The organism is Corynebacterium glutamicum ATCC 13032 (genome assembly GCF_000011325.1).
Lineage (GTDB): Bacteria > Actinomycetota > Actinomycetes > Mycobacteriales > Mycobacteriaceae > Corynebacterium > Corynebacterium glutamicum.
In genome coordinates, this window is sequence record NC_003450.3 from 2864860 (window position 1) to 2884909 (window position 20050).

General features: G+C 55.8%; 19 protein-coding genes. 4 read left to right on the forward strand and 15 right to left on the reverse strand.

Features of this window, described 5'->3' with window-relative positions:
- Positions 1 to 5: 5 nt before the first annotated feature.
- From folK to dacB, 8 genes are all read right to left on the reverse strand, one after another.
- Positions 6 to 485, reverse strand: coding sequence for a 2-amino-4-hydroxy-6-hydroxymethyldihydropteridine diphosphokinase (gene folK, locus CGL_RS13420; RefSeq protein ID WP_011015314.1), 480 nt, complete (start codon positions 483 to 485; stop codon positions 6 to 8).
- Complete coding sequence (folB, locus tag CGL_RS13425; protein ID WP_003853806.1) at positions 485 to 877, reverse strand: dihydroneopterin aldolase; 393 nt, start codon at positions 875 to 877, stop codon at positions 485 to 487. The genes folK and folB overlap by 1 nt, the downstream gene beginning before the upstream one ends.
- Entirely contained in the window at positions 870 to 1724 is an 855-nt protein-coding gene (gene folP, locus CGL_RS13430) for a dihydropteroate synthase (protein WP_003853803.1), read from the reverse strand. Before folP ends, folB begins: the two co-directional genes overlap by 8 nt.
- On the reverse strand, positions 1725 to 2330 hold the full coding sequence (gene folE / locus CGL_RS13435) for a GTP cyclohydrolase I FolE (RefSeq protein ID WP_011015316.1): 606 nt from the start codon (positions 2328 to 2330) through the stop codon (positions 1725 to 1727).
- Positions 2308 to 4869 carry an ATP-dependent zinc metalloprotease FtsH gene (ftsH, locus tag CGL_RS13440; RefSeq protein WP_011015317.1) on the reverse strand — a complete coding sequence of 854 codons (2562 nt, stop codon included), beginning with the start codon at positions 4867 to 4869 and terminating at the stop codon, positions 2308 to 2310. The genes folE and ftsH overlap by 23 nt, the downstream gene beginning before the upstream one ends.
- Positions 4870 to 5001: 132 nt before the next feature.
- Positions 5002 to 5586 (reverse strand): hypoxanthine phosphoribosyltransferase, encoded by a 585-nt coding sequence (gene hpt, locus CGL_RS13445; RefSeq protein ID WP_006285928.1) that lies wholly within the window; start codon positions 5584 to 5586, stop codon positions 5002 to 5004.
- A 51-nt stretch (positions 5587 to 5637) separates the two neighbouring features.
- Positions 5638 to 6582, reverse strand: coding sequence for a tRNA lysidine(34) synthetase TilS (gene tilS / locus CGL_RS13450; RefSeq protein WP_011015318.1), 945 nt, complete (start codon positions 6580 to 6582; stop codon positions 5638 to 5640).
- A gap of 1 nt (position 6583) precedes the next feature.
- The gene (dacB, locus tag CGL_RS13455) at positions 6584 to 7867 is read right to left on the reverse strand and encodes a D-alanyl-D-alanine carboxypeptidase/D-alanyl-D-alanine endopeptidase (RefSeq protein ID WP_011015319.1); all 1284 of its coding nucleotides are present in this window, start codon (positions 7865 to 7867) and stop codon (positions 6584 to 6586) included.
- A 200-nt stretch (positions 7868 to 8067) separates the two neighbouring features.
- Between dacB and CGL_RS13460 the strand changes: the two genes are divergently transcribed.
- A complete protein-coding gene (locus CGL_RS13460; protein WP_011015320.1) occupies positions 8068 to 8544 on the forward strand; it encodes an inorganic diphosphatase in 477 nt (158 codons plus the stop codon).
- Between the two features lie 499 nt (positions 8545 to 9043).
- Here CGL_RS13460 and CGL_RS13465 read toward each other — a convergent pair whose 3' ends face one another.
- The 7 genes from CGL_RS13465 to CGL_RS13505 form a co-directional block, all read right to left on the reverse strand.
- A complete protein-coding gene (locus CGL_RS13465; protein ID WP_003862946.1) occupies positions 9044 to 10585 on the reverse strand; it encodes a polyamine aminopropyltransferase in 1542 nt (513 codons plus the stop codon).
- Positions 10573 to 10998, reverse strand: coding sequence for a DUF350 domain-containing protein (locus CGL_RS13470; protein WP_011015321.1), 426 nt, complete (start codon positions 10996 to 10998; stop codon positions 10573 to 10575). Before CGL_RS13470 ends, CGL_RS13465 begins: the two co-directional genes overlap by 13 nt.
- A gap of 10 nt (positions 10999 to 11008) precedes the next feature.
- Positions 11009 to 11422: a DUF4247 domain-containing protein gene (locus CGL_RS13475; RefSeq protein ID WP_003853779.1), complete on the reverse strand. Its 414-nt coding sequence runs from the start codon at positions 11420 to 11422 to the stop codon at positions 11009 to 11011.
- Positions 11419 to 11919: a DUF2617 family protein gene (locus tag CGL_RS13480; protein ID WP_003853776.1), complete on the reverse strand. Its 501-nt coding sequence runs from the start codon at positions 11917 to 11919 to the stop codon at positions 11419 to 11421. Before CGL_RS13480 ends, CGL_RS13475 begins: the two co-directional genes overlap by 4 nt.
- The gene (locus CGL_RS13485; protein ID WP_003862941.1) at positions 11916 to 12527 is read right to left on the reverse strand and encodes a DUF4178 domain-containing protein; all 612 of its coding nucleotides are present in this window, start codon (positions 12525 to 12527) and stop codon (positions 11916 to 11918) included. Before CGL_RS13485 ends, CGL_RS13480 begins: the two co-directional genes overlap by 4 nt.
- Before the next feature lie 66 nt (positions 12528 to 12593).
- Complete coding sequence (locus tag CGL_RS15745; protein ID WP_003862939.1) at positions 12594 to 12845, reverse strand: hypothetical protein; 252 nt, start codon at positions 12843 to 12845, stop codon at positions 12594 to 12596.
- Between the two features lie 771 nt (positions 12846 to 13616).
- Positions 13617 to 14852: an NAD(P)/FAD-dependent oxidoreductase gene (locus CGL_RS13505; protein ID WP_011015323.1), complete on the reverse strand. Its 1236-nt coding sequence runs from the start codon at positions 14850 to 14852 to the stop codon at positions 13617 to 13619.
- 254 nt (positions 14853 to 15106) lie between these two features.
- On the opposite strand from CGL_RS13505, the gene CGL_RS13510 reads away from it, so the two are divergent.
- The 3 genes from CGL_RS13510 (at position 15107) to CGL_RS13520 (ending at position 20027) form a co-directional block, all read left to right on the forward strand.
- Positions 15107 to 15397, forward strand: coding sequence for a rhodanese-like domain-containing protein (locus CGL_RS13510; RefSeq protein ID WP_003862931.1), 291 nt, complete (start codon positions 15107 to 15109; stop codon positions 15395 to 15397).
- 288 nt (positions 15398 to 15685) lie between these two features.
- Positions 15686 to 16132 (forward strand): MarR family winged helix-turn-helix transcriptional regulator, encoded by a 447-nt coding sequence (locus CGL_RS13515; RefSeq protein WP_011015324.1) that lies wholly within the window; start codon positions 15686 to 15688, stop codon positions 16130 to 16132.
- Positions 16133 to 16139: 7 nt separating this feature from the next.
- Complete coding sequence (locus CGL_RS13520; RefSeq protein ID WP_011015325.1) at positions 16140 to 20027, forward strand: Pls/PosA family non-ribosomal peptide synthetase; 3888 nt, start codon at positions 16140 to 16142, stop codon at positions 20025 to 20027.
- Positions 20028 to 20050: the final 23 nt, after the last annotated feature.

Sequence of the window (20050 nt, forward strand, 5' to 3'; positions counted from 1 at the left end):
ACTCCTTAAATCTTGGTGACACCTTCAATGTCTGTGGGATCAAGATTATCCACATGTTCTGCAATGGTCGTGCCGTGCAGGACGGCATCAGGTTCTGCTTCCAACCAAGGGATCAACACGAAGGCACGCTGCCAAGCCCAAGGGTGTGGCAAGGTCAGTTCGGGATCCTCAGAAAGGATCTCTTCCCCATCTTTAATGATCTGCACGATATCCACATCGAGGGTGCGTGGCCCCCATTTGCGGACGCGGACCCGCTCGGCGGCTTCTTCGAGTTTTTGGCCACGGCGCAGCAACTCGATGGGGGTTTCTTCAACCTCAACAACGAGCACTGCGTTGAGGAATTCATCCTGATCCTCAATGCCCCACGGTGGGGTTGAGTAGATCGCAGACTGCGCCACGATCTCATCTTTGAATTCCTCGATCACTGTGTTGAGCAGCGCGTAGCGATCATCCATGTTGGAACCGATGGACAAAACTGCATGCATTAGGCGTTGCTCCTTCCAGCAGCCATGGATTTCCTGGAACGTCGGGCAACCACCGCGACGTCAGCAAAAGTACGTGGGATCGGTGCTTTGGGCTTATGGATGGTTACTTCCACCGCATGAAGCGCATCAAATTTAGCCATCACAGCATCCGCAGATTCCGTGGCCACCGTCTCGATCAAATCCCTGGATGGGCCTTCCACGATTTCAGCAACCAACAATGCCAACGCGCCGTAATCTACGGTGTCGGAAAGGTCATCGCTGGCACCTGCGGCATCGAAATCCATCCAGCAGGTGACATCCACAATGAAGGGCTGGCCTTGCTCTTTTTCAAAGTCGAACACACCGTGGTGTCCGAAGCATTCAAGGCCTTTAAGTTCAATACGATCAGCCATGGTGAGTTCCTCCACTTCGCCACAATGCGGCAACATCAACAGCGTCCCTTGATACTGGGACATCGTGCACGCGCACACCCCATGCTCCCATATGTGCAGACACTGCGGTCACCGCTGCGGTTGCTGGGTCGGCATCAATGGGGGTGACATCTAGGCCACGGTCTTTGCGCACGCCAGCCAGGAATCGCTTCCGGGATGCTCCCACCAGGATGGGGAAAGGTCCAGAAATAAACTCGGGCAGTGCTTGCAGCAAACGCCAGTTGTCTTCACGTGATTTGGCAAAACCCAAACCTGGATCAAGCACGATCTGGTTTTCGGCCACACCAGCAGCGGTGGCGCGGGCGACAAGATCATCAAGCACTGCGTGCACATCGGCTACAACGTCTCCACCGTGATCTGCCTGACCTGCGGCATCACCGAATTGGAGGGTGCGCCAGTGCATCAAACACACGGGAATTTGCGCTTCCGCCATGACAGAAAACATCTCAGGATCAGCCAAACCGCCAGAGACGTCGTTGATCATGGAGACGCCAGCGCCCGCGGCAGCCTGCGCCACGGAGGCCCGCATGGTGTCTACGGAAGTGTGGATGCCGGCGTCGTGAAGCGCCTTAATGACCGGCACAACCCGGTCCCGTTCCACGGACGCGTCGACGCGCACTGCCCCAGGCCGGGTGGACTCGCCGCCGACATCAATCATGTCGGCGCCAGCAGCCACCAATTCCTTGGCATGCGCGATCGCCTGATCAACGTCAATGTACTTGCCACCGTCCGAAAAGGAATCCTCAGTGACATTGACAATTCCCATGACCAAACAGCGTCCCGGGATGGTCAAAGAGGATACGTTCATTTAGTGCCCCCGAATCAGGGAGAACACCTCAGCGCGGGAGGCAGCGTTGTTCTTAAAACCGCCGCGCACCGCAGACGTCGTGGTCACAGCACCAGGCTTACGGATTCCGCGCATGGCCATGCACAGGTGCTCAGCTTCAATCACCACGGCCACGGCCTGGGCATCAAGCTTTTCGACGAGAGCATCCGCAATTTGGGAGGTCAAGCGCTCCTGAACCTGAGGTCGCTTAGCAAACATATCCGCTAAACGCGCCAGCTTGGACAGGCCAGTCACCTTGCCGGACTTACCCGGAATGTAACCAATGTGCGCCACGCCAAAGAACGGCACCAAGTGGTGCTCACACATGGAGTAAATCGGGATCTCACGAACCAGAACCAACTCTTCATGGCCCTCAGAGAACGTCTTCTCCAGCACAGTGGTGGGATCCTCATGCAGACCCGCGAAAGTTTCCTTGTACGCCCTAGCCACTCGAGCTGGGGTTTCCAACAGGCCTTCGCGATCTGGATCCTCACCCACAGCGATGAGCAACTCACGAATCGCAGCTGTTGCGCGCTCCTCATCGAACTCGCGAACTGCAGCGTGGTTATCCACGGTTGTCTCCTTCATTTTCCGGATTCTCCTGTGTGCCCTCAGCGGACTTCCCGGAATCACCATCGATGGGCTGATCTGGAACGACAGGCATTTCTGTGGTTTCAGAAGCATCCAGCACCGACTCTTTTTGCGCCTTTTCTGGGTAGTCCGAACGTTCATGATCCGGCAAACGGAACCCGATCATTTCGGTTGGGGATTCCTGTGAAACGTTACCTGGGGTATGTTCCGCACCTGTTGATTGGTCCATGAGTTCGGAATCGCCGAAGCCATAGGCCTTCATACCAGGGTGCTCACCGGATGCGGTTGGAGTCGCGTAAGGGTTGGGGCGGCCGCCACTTGAATCAGGGGACTGCTCAGGAGCTTGTGCCGGGGTCTGAGCCGGGAAGCCCTGCTCAGCTGGCTGTTCTTCTGCACGTGAGCGGTGCTTTCCAGCGGAACCGGGCACGCTCCAATCAGCTGGAGGTGGGGTGCCATAGGATCCGGCAGCTGCTCCGGCCGCAGGTGCCACGCCGGCAGAAGACGCAGGCTGCACCGGCAACTTACCCTGAGCTTCCAATTCCTTGCGACGGCGTTCGCGGGTTGCGCGGGAGGCCTCAAGAATGGAGAACTTCTTTGGTGGTTCTTCGCCACGTTCCAGTGCGAGCTCCACTGGGGTTTTTACTGGTTCGCGGTTTTCTTGGCGAGGGAATCGTGTGGACTCGTCGGGGAAGACTTCGGCGACCTTGCGTGGGACGATGTCGTCGAAAAGCGCTTCGAGGTCTGGGCGTCGCAGGGTTTCCTTTTCCAGGAGTTTTTCCGCGAGGCGGTCCAGGTGGTCGCGGTATTCAGCCAGGATGGAGTAGGACACTTCATGGGCTTTGTCCAGGAGGAACTGGACTTCGGTGTCGATGGTTGCTGCGACTTCTTGGGAGTGGTCCAAGTTTCCACCGCCACCGCGTCCGGAGAATGGGTCGCCCTGTTCTTGGCCGTATTTCACCATGCCGACAGCTGGGGACATGCCATATTCGGTCACCATGGATCGGGCGATCTTGGTGGCCATTTCAATATCGGCGGAGGCGCCGGTGGTGGGTTCGCCGAAGACTAGTTCTTCCGCGGAGCGTCCACCCATGGCAAAGACCAGGCGGGCGAACAATTCGTTGCGGTTGTACATGCCCTTGTCATCTTCTTGGGCAGTCATGGCGTGACCGCCGGTGCGACCGCGGGCCAAGATGGTGACCTTGTAGACGCGCTCGATGTCTTCCAACGCCCATGCGGACAGGGTGTGTCCACCTTCGTGGTAGGCGGTGACCTTCTTTTCCTTCTCGGAAATCACCTTGCCGGAGCGACGTGGTCCACCGACAACGCGGTCGGTTGCTTCTTCCAGAGCGTCGGCGGTGATCACGTTGCCACCCACGCGGGCGGTTAGCAGCGCGGCTTCGTTAAGCACGTTTGCCAGGTCAGCGCCGGACATGCCGGCGGTGCGCTTTGCCAATGCCTTGATATCTGCATCGGGTGCGAAAGGCTTACCCTTGGCGTGAACTTCCAGGATCTGTTCACGGCCGCGTAGGTCAGGGTTGGTGACTGGGATCTGGCGGTCGAAACGGCCAGGACGCAGCAGCGCTGGGTCAAGAACATCTGGGCGGTTGGTAGCAGCCATCAGAATGACGCCTTGACGATCACCAAAGCCATCCATCTCAACGAGCAACTGGTTCAGGGTCTGTTCACGCTCATCGTGTCCGCCACCCATTCCTGAGCCACGGGCGCGACCAACCGCATCGATCTCATCGACGAAGATGATGCAGGGACTGTTTTCCTTGGCCTGCTTAAACAGATCACGCACACGCGAGGCACCAACACCGACGAACATTTCCACAAAGTCAGAACCGGAAATTGAGTAGAACGGCACGCCAGCCTCACCAGCTACGGCACGAGCCAGCAGGGTTTTACCAGTACCGGGAGGGCCGTAAAGCAGCACACCACGAGGGATTTTCGCTCCGAGGGCTTCGTAGCGGGTGGGGTCTTCCAGGAAGTCCTTGATCTCATGGAGTTCATCCACTGCTTCTTCAGCGCCAGCAACATCCGCGAAGGTGTTGGTGGGCATATCCTTGGTCAGCTGCTTGGCCTTGGATCCACCGATGCCAAACATGCCACCACCCTGCATGCGGGTGAGGAAGAACATCAGCAAACCGAAGATGATCACCATCGGCAGGATGAAGCTCAGCATGGACATCAGGAAGCTCTCCTGCGTCACATTGGTGGTATAGGAATCAGTGTTGGATGCTTCCACCTTCTCAAAGATCGCTGGCGCGGTACGAGCTGGGTACTGCGCGAGGATCTCTTCAACGCCTTCGCGTTCATCCACCGTGATGGGTTCACGCAAGGTCAGTCGGACGCGCTGTTCCCTGTCATCGATTTGAGCTTCGGCGACGTTTCCGGCGTCAAGCTGTGCCATCGCAACAGAGGTATCGACCTCCTGGAAGTTCCTGGTGTCACTGCTAAACAGGGACACCAAGAACAGAACGATGAGGATTACGGCTGCGATACCGCCGAACTGCAGGTATTTCTTGTTTTTCATACGCAGTGGCAACCGGCTCAACTAAGGCCGTTTTGCCCGTGCCTTTCTCGGAATCGAATAAAAGGGATCTACTAGACAACTAATCAAACGAAGTTGAGGGCCAAAACGTTCCCTCTTTCGCACTTTTGATTACTAGTCGGAGTACACGTGAGGCTCGAGGGTGCCCACATATGGCAGGTCGCGGTAGCGTTCTGCGAAATCAAGTCCGTAGCCCACAACAAACTCATTTGGAATATCAAATCCAATGTCGAACATGTCGATGTTGGTGGTCAGGCGCTCTGGCTTACGCAGCAAGGTGATCACGTTGAGGGACTTAGGGTTGCGGTTTTTCAGGTTGCGCATCAGCCAGGACAGGGTCAGTCCGGAATCGATGATGTCTTCCACGATCAAAACGTCGCGGCCTTCAATTTCCTTGTCCAGGTCCTTGAGGATGCGCACCACGCCTGAAGAGGAGGTGGAGTTTCCGTAAGAGGACACCGCCATGAACTCGGACTGGGTGGGGATGTCGAGCATGCGGGAGAAATCTGCCAGGAAGTAGAACGCGCCCTTGAGCACGCACACCAGGATGAGGTCTTCTTCGGCGTCTTTGAACTCTTCGGAGACGCGCTTGGCCATTTCGGCGATGCGCTGCTTGAGCTTCTCTTCGCTGATCAATACTGATTCAATGTCGGTGCCGTATGGGTTGGCTGGAACATTGAGATCTTTGTGGTCGGCCATTTCTACGTTGTTGCTCATCGTCGCGTTCCCCTTGTGTTGTAGATTCAGGTGTCAATCAGTGATCTTAAGCTTGCCACTTTGCCGCACCACTTCCAACCTTCCATTATCGCTTTTACCCACGGCTACGCCACCCTGTCCGCGCCAATCGGTGAGCAATCGGTCAATGGCGTCGAGTTTCCTCGAGGTCACAGCGATGCCTTCCCCACGCAAAAAATCCGCCAACATGCGTCGCCTAAGGCCCGTAGGTTCCCCGGCCAACGTCACAGGAAAACCGTCCTGCCACTCTAAACGCCGCTTCTCGACGTCGCCCTCCACCACTTCGGCATCCTCCACAGCGCGTCGCGCCGCAAGTGCCAAACCAGGTACAGGGTCTCCCCCGTGCACCTGCGCAAGAAGAGGAATCACCTGGTTTCGGATGGCTACCCGCCGAAAGGCATCGTCAAAATTTTGCGGATCGTGCCACGGTTTCAACCCCAACTCCACGCACGCCCCGTGCGTGTGCGCACGCCGAGCCCCCAGAAGGGGTCGAATAATGGATAGCTCGGGGCGTCGAGAAGCATCTTTCATGCCCGCGGGATTCCCCCGCAAACCGCCAAGGAGATAGGTCTCGGCTTGATCATCCATGGTGTGCGCCACCCAAATCTCATCGGTGAGCTGCGCAAAAGCCGCGTACCGAGCCTCCCTGGCGGCGGCCTCCATCCCCTCCCCCGGCGCGACCTCGATGCTCTTCACGATCGCCTGTGCGCCCATGTGGCGCGCCATCGCAGCAGCGTTGTGCGTGACTTCAGCAGAACCGGTCTGCAGATTATGATCGATACAAATCGCCGTTACCTGGGATTTCTCCGCGAGCACAGCAGCCACCAGCGCCAATGAATCCGGCCCGCCCGACAACCCAATGTGCACATGCTCTTTCAGGTAAGGGCGCACCGCCTTGCGTAATTCCAAGAAATTAGGGCTTACCCTAGGCAGCTCAAGATTCCCGATGAGGGATGCCACCTTAAAAGTCCCTCAGAATCGACGCCATCTCATCCAAAGCCTCACGCGCCGGCACAATCGCGGAACCATTAGACACAAAAGCAAAGGTAAACACACGCCCCGACTCCGAGGTCACCACCCCTGCCAATGCCGATGTATCCGTCAGAGTGCCAGTTTTCGCCCGCACCCAACCCGCACCTGAGAGTCCGTCGTAGCGATCCTCCAAGGTTCCGGTTCCATGCGCGATAGGCAGCGATGTCAATAGTGAACTCAACTCAGGTTCCGTGGCGGCGCGGGTCAAAATATCATCAAGCAGGCGGGGCGTGATGAGGTTGTCAAAGCTCAAACCCGAATTATCCACAATGGACACGCCACTCAAATCGAAGCCCTTGTCCTTGAGAATCTCCAACGTCATCTTCGAGGTACTCGCCGAATCGGTAGCCAAATCCTTCGACGCGGCCACTTCCTTAGCGATACCCTCTGCCATCACATTGTCAGAATCCTTCATCATCCGAGCAAGACGCTGATCCAACGTGTCAGACTCCACGGATGCCAGCACGGTTTTGTCCGGAGCGCTGCCCTCATCTACGGTGTCCGCGCCGACACGATCCGCCAACGCCTGCGCAACATCTAACGCCGGAGTATGAGACCTCGGCAGATCCCCCTCCGACCCACCAATGCGGGCAGCCTCAATCATCGCGGGCTCCACATCAGCGATATAACCAGCATCAACATCCACTGGATCCCACGTACTAGCAAAGCCCTCATCAGGCCAAATAGACGTATCGATCAACACAGTGCCAATATCTTGCCCCTCAAGCTGGGTGGCCAAATCATCGAGCATCTCCTCACTCAACGTGACATCACCACCCGCCTTAATCACCACCGTTCCCGGCTGCTCCCCCTCAACAACCTTCGTTGTGATGGTGTCCTCACGGCCAAGCTCATACAACGCCACCGCCGCCGTCAAAATCTTCGTCGCCGACGCCGGCCTCACCGCAGTCCCCTGATTCTGCTCCCACACCACCTCACCAGATTCCACATCCCTGGCAACACCGACAAAAGTGCCCAACCGAGAATCCGCAGCCTGCGAGGTCAAATCCTTCTCCAAAGTGGCAAAATCTGGGGCTTCCAAAGCATCCGGATCAATCGCAGAAGAAAACAGCTGCTCAGGCATCTCCACCGACATGGGCTCCGGGTGATCCAAACCAAAACCAGAATGATTCACCCACACGCCACCACCGATGACAGCCCCCACTGCAATCAGTACACCAACCGATGAGCCAACCCACCACGCATTTTTCATGGGCGCTCCTTCTCCTGCAAATTTTCTTGCGATTCTTCTTGCGATATCAGGACTCCAACCTTATATCGACCGTCGTCTCACGCACGAACCATACGCGCGGTTCCAAAATTTTCGAGGATTTCCTTGCCCCGGGTCTCGTTTATTTTTGAACACGCTAGAATTCAAGGGCAGTAACTAATTTCAACCCGGGAGAAATACCTATGAGCATCGAAGTAACCGTCGAAATCCCTAAGGGATCACGCAACAAGTACGAAATCGACCACGAGACCGGAAAGGTCTACCTCGACCGCTACCTGTTCACTCCAATGGCATACCCACTGGACTACGGCTACATCGACCACACCCTCGGCGAAGACGGCGACCCATTGGATGCACTGGTCATCCTCCCCGAGTCCGTTTTTCCAGCAGTTGTGGTTAAGTCCCGAATCATCGGTGTTTTCAAGATGACCGACGAAGCCGGCGGCGACGACAAGCTGCTCTCCGTTCTCGACGACCCACGCTACGACCACATCCAGGACATCTCCGACGTGTCCGATTTCCTCAAGGATGAGATCGAGCACTTCTTCGTCCACTACAAGGACCTGGAAAAGGGCAAGCACGTTGACGGTTCCGGCTGGGGCGACAAGGCTGAGGCTGAAAAGATCCACGCTGAGGCAATCGACCGCTACAAGGCATAAGTCTTTTGTAAATTAAGAGCTGCGCATCCCTGCGATTCCGGTTTTCCGGTTTGTTTAGGTGGGGTGCGCAGCTTTTTGCATGCTCGCTTGGGCTGGGAGGGGTGTCCGCGGCTCTTCAACTCCGCAAAACCTGGCACATGTGACAAAGATGTCGGATTTTCAGATTCTTTGTCCCACTGGTCTGGCCCGAGCCCCGCCTGATTCAGCATTCGAGTGCCGCGATCAAACCACGGTGCCCACCAAATCCATTTTCATGATTCGTGGGCATCGTGGTTTGGTTTCAAGACCTCGAAACCAGTCACAGATGCCCACGAAACTCATTTTGGACCTTCGTGGGCACGCCTGTCTGGCTTTCCAAAAGTCAGCCAGAATTCCAGCTCAAACCCCAAAAATCACACCATCACAGAATGCGATTTAAGGGACTTTCACACCCATCCCGATACAAATACTCATTCGAAGATACCGATCGCTTACATCGCCACACAGCGCATCGTTGCAGCTAGTCGCCTGATTCGCGGTATCCCTTGCGCAGATCCTCCACCACGCGGGGATGATCCAGCGTGGAAGGTTCCAATTCACGAGGCTGATTATCCAACCCAAACACCCCAGCAGCCACCAGAACTTCATCATTAAGGAAAGTCAGTGGCGGGGTGTCTTCCCGAAGCTCTAATTCCATGTCGGCAGGGCCACACAGTTGGAAGCCCCAGTCGCCAAATGTGGGAACATGCACGTGATATGGGATGACTTGTTCACAGCCCGCCGATTTCAAGGTTGCTCCAACTCGCCAGAACACATCTGGAGTGGTGTAGGCGCTGGAGGATTGCACCACCATGCGGCCTTGTTCGTTCAGTCGTGCTCGGGCCAAGGTGTAGAACTCTTCTGAATACAGCCTGGCCATGGTGTCGTTGTTTGGGTCGGGAAGATCGATGATGATGGAATCGTAAGTTTCGCCATTATTTCCGCCGGAGCGCAGCCAGGTGAAAGCGTCGTCAACGATGATGGAGACGCGGGGATCTTCCATCGCTCCCCCATTGTCAGAGCGCAGCACTGTGTTGGCTACTTCGATGACTTCTGGGTCTAATTCAACTTGGGTGATCTGCATTGATGGGAATCGGAGGAGTTCCCGTGCTGCGAGGCCATCGCCACCGCCGATGATTAACACCGATTCTGCCTCTGGATTAAGGCTTGGATACACCAGTGATTCTGTATATCTATGCTGGTCACGAGTGGAATACTGCAAACCGCCATTGAGGTAGAGGCGTCGGTCTTTGCCTCGTTCTGTCACTACGATGTCTTGGTAGTCAGATTGGTGTGAATAGATCACGGGGTCGCGGTAGAGCTGTGCGCGGGCGGTGGCAACGATCCCGTCGGATTTCACCAACACGGTGGCTAGCGCTGCGATCGCGAGAAGAAGCGCCACCACGGATACGAAGAAGTGGGTGCGCGGAAGCAAATGTCGCAGCAGCACACAGCCCACGAATAGTGCTGCAACGAGGTTGATCATTCCGGCTGCTGCGGCACCGCGCATCATGCCAAGCCACGGCAGCAACACAAAAGGCCAGGCCAGGCCACCTAAAAGTGCGCCAAGGTAATCAGCAGCATTCAAGGTGGCAACCAGAGATCCTGTGGTTTTGGCGTCGGCGAGGCGGCCTTGCTGGATCATGGTCATCAGCAGTGGAAGTTCAGCGCCGACCAGGATGCCAATTGCAGCGGTGGCAATCACCAGAATCCACAGGGATTGGCCGATGGTCGCGAAGGTGAAATACAGCACCAGCGCGGAACAACCACCAATAAGTCCAAGGAGGGTTTCCACACCGAGGAAGGTTTGCGCAGGCCAGTTGAGAAACGGCTTGACCAGCAGTGCACCAAGTCCAAGGGCAGCTACATAACCTGCGACGATGAGGGAGGTTTCTACAATTCCGCCACCGTTCAAGCTGGTGGAAAGCGATACCAGGGCTAGCTCATAGACCAGCCCCGATGCCGCACAAATGGAGACGGAAACTAATAACAGCCAGCGCCAGATGGGTCCTAAATCAGACATGCAGCGTTTACGGTTCCCACCACGATCAAGATGACGGCGGCCACGACGGCACCGGAACGGAGTTTGGGATCTTCCACGAGATCACGGAAACGTCCCGGAATGACAGCTTCCAACACCGCCATGACCACCACTTGGATAACCAGACCAAGGGCACCGAACACTGCAGTCTCCAGCAAACCTTCACTCAAAATATCTGAGGAGGTCAGCACAGCAGTGACCACGATGATTCCGATGGAAACCTGCTGCGCCACGGTGATCACAGCGGCGTTGGGCAGATGGTGCACAAACACGAGTTCATGCAGTTTACCTGGGGTGATCAAGTCCAAAATCACAAAACCGACCACGAGGATCACTGCGGCCAACACGAAATATGAAAGGGTGCCGAGCACTCCGTCGACAAGATATTGACTCATAGTGTTCTTTCTATTTCACGCCACCGCCGGAACCGGAGGATCCGCCGCTGGAACTGCTTGGTGAGGATGGGCCGAAACCGCCGCCGAGCCAGATGAACGCACCACTGTTGACGCGGTCAAGGCCTTCGACGGTGATGGTGCATTCCGGCGTGCCTTCACCTGAGATGATGATCAGGTTTTTGCTGTATCGCAGGTAAGTATCGCCAGTTGCGGGGTCGGTGGCGCGGTCGGTTGGGGTGGACATGTTCACGATTTCATCCACCACCCCACTTTCGCCAGCGCATGAGTAGGTGCCGTTGTTTCCGGGCCAGCGGTCGGAGACTTGGCTTCCCACCGCAGGCTTGGCAAAAACCGCAGCGAACAGGCACAACACTGCTAAAAACAGCAGGATGAATCCTATGCTTCGGTAGTTTCGGGAGCTCATGGTTTGTAAATGCTCCTCGTGCTCACGATGGTGAGCTCTTCTGGGTAGAGGTGGTGGCTAAACCATTCCCATACGTCTTCCAGAAATTCTGCGGTCAGCGCGGTGAGGTGGTGTTCGCCGGCGCCGGGGAAACTGGCGATCAACCAGTCGTCGTCGCCGTTGGAGATTTCTTCGGCTGCGCGGGCAAAATCTTCCTCAGACAGCACGGCGACGTTGGTTTGCAGCAGGTAGTTTTCCCGCGTGATGCTGTCGGGCAGCGGCCAGCGGGAATCTTCCGCTTCTTGTGCATGGCAGGAAATTTCTTCCCGGAAACGCCCATCGGGCGTTTCAACGGTAACCACATGCGAGCCGCCAATCACCGCTAAATGGCAGGTGCTGGGGTGTGGGGATGCGTCGATAAGCTTATCGACGAGCACCTCCGGCGATTCCCCATTCCAGCTCACGCCGAGCGCTTCGGCGGAGACATCTGTAGGCATGCAATCGATGTGATGAATCATGAGGCCTCTGGTGCTGGGTAAACGGTGAGTTCGCCGGGCAGCACCGTCCACCCGAGCGATACTTCAAATGGACTGTCTTTGCCGTAGCGTTCAAAACTGAGCAACCTGTTTCCGCCAACTTCGGCGAGATCCCAGTATTCAAATTCACCTTGATCAGCCACGCCGGTGGTGCCTTCGGAGGTGAAGGTGCCCACGCCAGATTCGGTTTTACGGTAGCGAACGCCCTCCACGGTGACATCATGTGCGGGCTGTTGTGCCAGGTCAGGGCGGGTAATCCACCATCCGAGGTTGAGTTGGCCCTCATCGTATTCCACGCTCAGGTACTCACTGCCTTTGCCACCGTCGAGTAGATACTCGTGCCAAATGTATTGGCCTTGACGGAACTGGATGGCTCCGCGGCAGACATAATCCACGCCACCGCGGGAAATAATTGCTCCAGGACCCAAAATGCGGGCATTAAAAGTGTCGGATCCGTCGGCAAATTTCAGAGGATCTTGACGCTGACGAGGAGGCTGCGGTTCGCTCTTTTTCTTCTGTGCTGAAAGATAAAAGAACACGACAGCGATGATGGCTAAAACACCGGCCAGGATAAGCCACGTGATATTCATGCGAAACTCCCATGAGTTTTCTAAGTTCGGTACGAGCCAATCCTACAGACCGACACGCCCCTCCTCTTATCGCGACAACTTCATCAAACTCGCTACATGCAACGCCAACTGCAGCACCACTGGAATGCCCAGGAAGGTGACGTCATTACCAGCCTTTTGGAAAGCCACCAGAGTCATCGACTGGAGTTCACCGTCAACCAACACGGTTACTGCCTGAAGCTGTGTGTGCAGCAATGCACCAGCGAGTGCGACTGATGTAAAGACATTGGCACCGAATTTACGAGCCGCAGTAATCGCCAAAATGACTGCCAAGAACATGAAAAGGCATCGCCTGCAGCATAAAGAATTTGATAGGTCGTGGATGTCGTATCCACCGAGTGCGCTGCAGCTGCAACAGCTAGAAGGCCTTTGAGGATACCAACACCAGCCATGGGTCCCAGAATCGGAGCAAAGATGGAAGACACGATATCCACTGCTTTGCCGAGACAGTTTCCAGAACCTCCACCTTGCGCAGCGCCCTCTGAATCCGCAGTGATCGATGCCGGTAGTGCTGCGTAAACCTAAGGAACGTTGTTTCCAATCACAACTTGGAACTGACCACCGGATTCCACAACGGTGATAACACCTGGCAGCTTCTTGATATCGTCACCGTTCACTTTGGCGCGATCTTTGAGTACAAACCTTAAACGCGTTGCGTAGTGAACAACTGAAAAACATTTTCTTCCCCACCGATGCGCGACATTATCTCACCCGAAAGGGCTTGATAATCCACTTTTGTGGCCATGATGGACCTCCCTAAAAACCTTTAAGGACTGCTTTCCATCTGTTTCTGAAATGCAAAAAACCTGGCCACCGTTGGCTAAAACGCATCCTCAAAAAAGGAGGCAGATTCAGCATTTGAAGACCAGGTTTTGCTTCCAGTGCCTGGAATAACAACCCTGATGGACTATTGCTTATGCAACTGAAATTTGCTCTAGATCAATTCTTTCAAAAAATGCAAGAGTGATTTCCAACCCACTCCGCCCCAGACAAGAAAAGGCCACGCCTCCCCTCTTTGCAAAAGGGCAGCGCGGCCATCAAACACACTGCTTAGAGCTCTGAATACGGAACTTCTGGATCCACTAGCTTCTCGGTGTCAACGCTCTTTCCTGATGCGATGAGAGGCTTGATTTGATCAGGAACATCCCACACATTCACGTTCATTGCGGCGAGAATTCGGTTTTCAGTATCAACCCAGAAGGCGACAAATTCTCGTGTTTCAAGGTTTCCACGGATGAATACCTTCTCCTGCGAACCGGTGGCGTGGCCGACGTATTCACAACCCAGATCGAATTGATCTGTAAAGAAGTACGGAAGGTTGGTAAACTCGGCGTCTTTGCCAAGTAGGGATTTCACCGCAGCCGCAGGTTGATTCAACGCGGTGGCCCAGTGCTCCACGCGGATGCGGTGTCCTAGAACTGGGTGATCGTGGTTCGCAATGTCTCCAACTGCGTAGATATCCGGGTCGCTGGTACGCAGTGCTGCGTCCACCAAAACACCATTGTCGATTTCCAGTCCAGCAGTTTCCGCTAGGTCAATCACTGGGGTGACACCGATGCCAATGACTACTGCGTCTGCGGGAACCACTTCGCCGTCATCAAGTCGCACGCCAACTGCACGTCCATCTTCGGTGACGATGTCCGTAATTTTCACTTCGGTGCGCAGGTCAACGCCGTTTGCCACATGCAGATCGGCAAAGACTTGCGCGACCGTTTCACCAAGGACTTTCAAAAGTGGGAGCTTTCCACCTTCCAAAACAGTGACGTCAGTGCCAGCTCCTCGTGCCGCTGATGCGACTTCGAGTCCGATCCAGCCACCACCGATGAGGACCAGCTTTTTACCTTCACCGAAGGTTGCCTTGATCGCGTCAGAGTCTTCCACGGTGCGCAGGTAGTGCACATTAGAGGCGTCGGCTCCCGGAATTGGAAGTTTGCGCACTGCTGATCCAGTAGCAAGAACTAGTTTGTCGTAGTTAATGGTCTCAGTGTTTCCGCCATCATCAACGGTGACTTGGCGTGAACCCGCATCAATTGCCGTTGCACGCACACCTTGACGCAGCGTGACATTGTTTTCTTTGTACCACTCCGCCGGGTGAACAATCGCCTTGTCAAAGCCCACTTTTCCAGCCATGTACTCCTTTGACAGCGGTGGGCGCTCATATGGCAGATAATCCTCTGCTGCGATGAGCGTGATGGAGCCTTCATACCCGTTTACACGTAGTGCCTCTGCGGTTTTCGCTCCGGCTAAACCGCCGCCGATAATGACGATGCTTTGTGGTGTGCTCATGCTGTACTCCTAGTCCCTAAAAAAGTGGACGGTCAGGCGCAAGGTCGACCGCATGGATCTATACACCATGCTAGTTAAAAGGCCGAAACCCTCGGCGAGCGCGCTAAATACCCGGCCCTAATTGGGGGTGTGAGGCAGCACACAAGACCAAACTCTAACGAAATCGCCGGACTCCTCGCAATCACAAGAAGCGACGACTAGCCTGTGGGGACAAACTATTTCAAGAATTTATTCAACAAAGGAGTTCTTCACAAATGAAGGAAGTAGCAGTCAACGAAGTCCCAGCAGGCGCACAGTTGATCGATGTCCGCGAGACCGATGAATACGCAGAGGTTCGAGCACAGGGTGCCGTCAACATTCCTATGAGCGAGTTCGTTGGCCGCATCGATGAGATCGATCTGGACCGCGACATTTATGTCATTTGCAAGCTGGGTGGACGCTCAGCTCAGGTTGCCGAATACCTTGAGCAGCGCGGAATTGAAGCCATCAACGTAAACGGTGGCACCGACGGCTGGGTTGCTGCAGGATTGCCAACCGAGGCATAAGAACCCGCCGCAAAAGATCCCGGCATCTGAATTCACGTCAGATACCGGGATTTTTCACGCCCTACAAAGCCCCTACATGCCCTACAAAGCCCCCAACACACCAACCCAGATACCTCCACCCTCAAGTAGAAGTCGAGATTTTTCATTTCACTGCAAACATAGTTCTAGATCAGACCATTTAAAAAATTACACCCTCACCTGGAATTTTGCAGAAATAGGGCAAGAATCAAAATAGTGGGAAATCCCCATGTTTCGCGAAGTCCCATTGTTGGAGTTAGGCTTATACCCATGGCTACGCATCCAGATATTCCCACAGAGTTGCTTGAATCTCCGAGCTATCAACTTGAACGACTTCGACGACGCACTCGTGACCATGTTGAGGCCGAATTGGCCAAGCATGAGACCACGATGAGGGAATTCTGGACGCTTACATGTCTGGTTCATTCCGACGCTGCAAGCCAGTCAGTTCTGTGTGAGCTGCTGGCCATTGATGCATCGGATATGGTCAGACTCGTTGACTCACTTGAGGTACGCGGCTGGGCGAAAAGGGAACGTGATCCCAAAGACCGTCGTCGCCAAATTGTTGCGTCAACGAAGAAGGGAAAAAACGCCCAGGCGGATCTGCACAAAGTTGTGCTTGAGGCAGAGGATGCTGCGTTGGATGAGTCTACGTCCAAGCAGTTGAAGCACCTTCGTAAATTGGCCGCAGCAATTATCTCCACCGAAGAGGACTAAATATAACGTGGCATTGAGCAGTGTTCCAGCACAGTTCCTGAGATCCGCCCAGGCGCCCCCGAAGCGTACTTTGTGGGACGTCTTAGAATCCGTCGCCTCTACTTATCCTGAGGCAGCAGCTATTGACGATGGCCAGGTGTTGACCTACGCAGAGTTGATGGAAGAAGTCACCGCGTTGGCTGATTCCATTCATGCACAGGGCATTCGCCGTGGTGATCGCATCGGTATTCGCATGCCGTCTGGTACGCGTGACCTTTACATCGCTATTTTGGCCACTCTCGCTGCTGGTGCTGCTTACGTGCCAGTTGATGCAGATGATCCTGAAGAGCGCGCCGAGATGGTGTTTGGTGAAGCAAATATTAATGCGCTTTTCGACGCCACCGGCTTCCATATGCTTCGCCCGACCGCGGGCGGCGATACCCGTAGACCACGCTTGGATGATACGGCGTGGATTATCTTTACTTCCGGTTCCACCGGCAAGCCTAAGGGTGTGGCTGTGTCCCACCGTTCAGCTGCGGCTTTCGTGGATGCCGAAGCACAAATGTTCCTTGTCGATCACCCTTCCGGCCCCCTTGGCCCAGAAGACCGAGTCCTTGCGGGATTGTCTGTAGCCTTTGACGCATCTTGTGAGGAAATGTGGTTGGCCTGGGGCCACGGCGCCTGCTTGGTGCCAGCACCACGCTCCCTAGTCCGTTCCGGTATGGACTTGGGCCCATGGCTGATTCGCCGCGACATCAGTGTCGTCTCCACCGTCCCAACTCTGGCTGGTCTGTGGCCAGCAGAAGCATTGTCACAGGTCCGCTTGCTCATCGTCGGCGGCGAGGCTTGCTCGCAGGAGCTCGTTGAACGCTTATCGACGCCTGACCGCGAGGTGTGGAACACTTACGGCCCCACCGAAGCAACGGTGGTTGCCTGTGGCACTCAACTCTATGCTGGTCAGCCAGTGGGCATTGGTTTGCCACTTGCTGGTTGGGATCTTGTTGTTGTCGACGATGCCGGCGAACCTGTCGGAATCGGCGAGGTCGGCGAATTGGTCATCGGTGGTGTGGGTCTTGCACGCTACCTTGATCCAGAAAAAGACCGCGAGAAGTATGCGCCACTGAAGTCTGTTGGTTGGACCCGCGCTTATCGTTCCGGTGACCACGTTCGTCTGGAAGAAGATGGCCTCTACTTTGTGGGCCGCGTTGATGATCAGGTGAAAATCGGCGGTCGACGCATCGAGCTCGGTGAAGTTGATGCCAATGTGGCAGCGCTTTCCAACGTTCGTTCCTCCGCAGTGGTTGTTCAGACCACTGGTGCGGATCAAAAAGTTCTGGTTGCATACGTTTCTTTGGAAGATGCTGCAGCTGGATTTGATCACAACGTCGCGACTGCCCGACTCACCGAAACCATGCCTGCTGCTTTGGTTCCGCGCATTCACGTGATGGATGATCTGCCTGTCACCACCTCCGGCAAGGTTGATAAGAAGTCTTTGCCGTGGCCTCTTCCTGGCACCGTGGTGGAAGCTAATGACCTCAGCGCAACGGAAGCCTGGATTGCTCAGGAATGGGTCGATATCCTCGGCACTTCTGTGAGCAGCAAAGACGCCGACTTCTTCTCCCTTGGCGGTACCTCTCTCGCGGCTGCGACTTTGGTTGGCCGGGTACGTGCAAAGGTTCCCACCGCTGCGGTGCGTGATCTTTACGATCACCCTCGCTTGGAGAAATTCGCCGAGCGTGTCGAGGCTATCGCCGCCGACACTGGCATTTCTTTGGAGGCGCCAAACCAGGTGGAGGAGCGCGTCGTCAAGCCTGTTTCTTTTGGCACTCGTGTGATGCAGACCCTCATCCAGATTCCGATCATGACGCTGCAAGCAGCACAGTGGATTGCATGGTTGCTGTTGGGCAACAACATCATGGCAGCGCTTGATTTCGATTGGGCTGTTCATGTCTCCTGGTGGCTTGTCATCGGCATGATTTTGGTGTTCGCTACCCCGATTGGTCGCTTGCCGATCGGCGGTTGGGGCGCCCGCATCATCACCCGTGGCATAACTCCTGGCTCCTACCCTCGTGGCGGTTCCACTCACCTGCGCATTTGGTCCGCCGAGCGCCTTGCTGATGCCTCTGGCTCTCGCAATATTTCTGGCGCAACCTGGGTGAACTACTTCGCGCGTTCCCTGGGTGTGAAGATGGGCAAGGGCGTGGATCTTCACTCCCTGCCACCAATCACTGGCCTTTTGACCTTGGGCAACAATGTTTCCATCGAGCAAGAAGTTGACCTTCGTGGCTACTGGCTCGACGGCGATATCCTGCGTGTAGGCACCATTGAGGTCCATGACAACGCTCGTATCGGCGCTCGTTCCACCCTGCTTCCCGGCACCGTGGTGGGCACCGGCGCTCACCTGCTGCCTGGTTCAACAGTGACTGGTGATAAGACCATCAAGCCTGGTTCTCGTTGGGCTGGCTCCCCTGCACAAAAGGTGGGTCGTGCAAAGCACCGCTTCCCAACCTCCCATCCTCCACGCAGGTCCCGGTGGGTTCCGGTGTTCGGCGCGACCTCCATCGTGTTGTCGCTGCTGCCACTTCAGGCTCTCGCTATTGGCGCTGCTATCACCTTGTGGCTGGCCACGATTAGCCCGCTTCCACTGATCTGGGGTGTGCTGGTTTTTGCTACCGTCGGCGCGTTGGCTGCGTTCTTTGCTTACACCGTGACCATCTGGGTGCTTGTCCGTTTGATCCAGATCGGCATCAAGGGCGGCACCGCACCAGTGAGGTCCCGTCTTGGTTGGCAGGTCTGGGCAGTTCAACGCCTCATGGACGATGCCCGCACCTATCTCTTCCCGCTCTACGCATCCCAACTGACCCCACTGTGGTTCCGCAGCTTGGGCGCGAAGATCGGCAAGGATGTTGAGATCTCCACCGCGGTGATGGTTCCTAAACTGGCTGATATCCGCGAAGGCGCATTCCTGGCCGATGACACCCTCATCGGTGGCTATGAGCTGGGTAATGGTTGGCTGCTCAGTGGTGAAACCCGCGTGGGTAAGCGTTCCTTCATTGGTAACTCTGGCATCGCAGGACCTGAGCGCAAGCTCGCTAAGAACTCCCTGGTTGCAGTGCTCTCCTCCACCCCGAAGAAGGCTAAGGCCAACTCCAACTGGTGGGGTTCCCCTCCAGAGCGCATGCGTCGTGTCACTGTCGAAGTTGATGAGGGCGAAGCAAAGACCTACAGCCCTGGCTTTGGTGTGAAGTTTGCACGTGGCGCGGTGGAAACCGCACGTCTGCTTGCTCCAATAACCTCTGGTGTGTTGGCTGCGCTGTCACTGCTGCTCATGCAGTACCTGCTCACTGAGTTCAACATGTGGATCACCTGGTTGCTTGGCGGACTGATCCTCATGACGGTTGGTGTGCTCGCCATGGGCATTACGGTTGTGATGAAGTGGGTTTGCGTCGGCAAGCATAAGCCGTCTGAGCACCCTCTCTTCAGCCGCTTTGTGTGGCTGAATGAGCTGCAAGATGCGTTCGTGGAATCCGTGGCTGGCCCATGGTTCCTCGTGCCCAACCTGGGCACCGGCGCGCTGAACGCCGGCATGAGCGCGCTTGGCGCACACATCGGCCGTGGCGCATGGATCGAATCCTACTGGCTGCCGGAAACCGACCTCTGCTACATCGGCAAGGGCGCAACCGTGGGCCCTGGCGTGGTCGTGCAGACCCACCTCTTCCAGGACCGCGTGATGAGCCTAGATACGGTGACCGTCGCTGACGGCGCCACCCTAGCGGACCACTCCGTTGCCCTTCCTGCTTCGCTTATCGACGCCTCCGCCACCATCGGCCCAGGCTCGCTGGTGATGCGCGGCGACAAGGTACCAGCGCATACCCGCTGGCAAGGCAACCCAATTGAGCCGTGGAGCAACTCTTAAATAACAACAATCAGCCGGATCCT

What these genes read in the sequence shown, in the direction of transcription:
- folK (WP_011015314.1), bottom strand. Translation starts at nt 485, where the DNA reads ATGCATGCAGTTTTGTCCATCGGTTCCAACATGGATGATCGCTACGCG.
- folB (WP_003853806.1), bottom strand. Translation starts at nt 877, where the DNA reads ATGGCTGATCGTATTGAACTTAAAGGCCTTGAATGCTTCGGACACCAC.
- folP (WP_003853803.1), bottom strand. Translation starts at nt 1,724, where the DNA reads ATGAACGTATCCTCTTTGACCATCCCGGGACGCTGTTTGGTCATGGGA.
- folE (WP_011015316.1), bottom strand. Translation starts at nt 2,330, where the DNA reads ATGAAGGAGACAACCGTGGATAACCACGCTGCAGTTCGCGAGTTCGAT.
- ftsH (WP_011015317.1), bottom strand. Translation starts at nt 4,869, where the DNA reads ATGAAAAACAAGAAATACCTGCAGTTCGGCGGTATCGCAGCCGTAATC.
- hpt (WP_006285928.1), bottom strand. Translation starts at nt 5,586, where the DNA reads ATGGCCGACCACAAAGATCTCAATGTTCCAGCCAACCCATACGGCACC.
- dacB (WP_011015319.1), bottom strand. Translation starts at nt 7,867, where the DNA reads ATGAAAAATGCGTGGTGGGTTGGCTCATCGGTTGGTGTACTGATTGCA.
- CGL_RS13460 (WP_011015320.1), top strand. Translation starts at nt 8,068, where the DNA reads ATGAGCATCGAAGTAACCGTCGAAATCCCTAAGGGATCACGCAACAAG.
- CGL_RS13465 (WP_003862946.1), bottom strand. Translation starts at nt 10,585, where the DNA reads ATGTCTGATTTAGGACCCATCTGGCGCTGGCTGTTATTAGTTTCCGTC.
- CGL_RS13470 (WP_011015321.1), bottom strand. Translation starts at nt 10,998, where the DNA reads ATGAGTCAATATCTTGTCGACGGAGTGCTCGGCACCCTTTCATATTTC.
- CGL_RS13475 (WP_003853779.1), bottom strand. Translation starts at nt 11,422, where the DNA reads ATGAGCTCCCGAAACTACCGAAGCATAGGATTCATCCTGCTGTTTTTA.
- CGL_RS13480 (WP_003853776.1), bottom strand. Translation starts at nt 11,919, where the DNA reads ATGATTCATCACATCGATTGCATGCCTACAGATGTCTCCGCCGAAGCG.
- CGL_RS13485 (WP_003862941.1), bottom strand. Translation starts at nt 12,527, where the DNA reads ATGAATATCACGTGGCTTATCCTGGCCGGTGTTTTAGCCATCATCGCT.
- CGL_RS15745 (WP_003862939.1), bottom strand. Translation starts at nt 12,845, where the DNA reads ATGTTCTTGGCAGTCATTTTGGCGATTACTGCGGCTCGTAAATTCGGT.
- CGL_RS13505 (WP_011015323.1), bottom strand. Translation starts at nt 14,852, where the DNA reads ATGAGCACACCACAAAGCATCGTCATTATCGGCGGCGGTTTAGCCGGA.
- CGL_RS13510 (WP_003862931.1), top strand. Translation starts at nt 15,107, where the DNA reads ATGAAGGAAGTAGCAGTCAACGAAGTCCCAGCAGGCGCACAGTTGATC.
- CGL_RS13515 (WP_011015324.1), top strand. Translation starts at nt 15,686, where the DNA reads ATGGCTACGCATCCAGATATTCCCACAGAGTTGCTTGAATCTCCGAGC.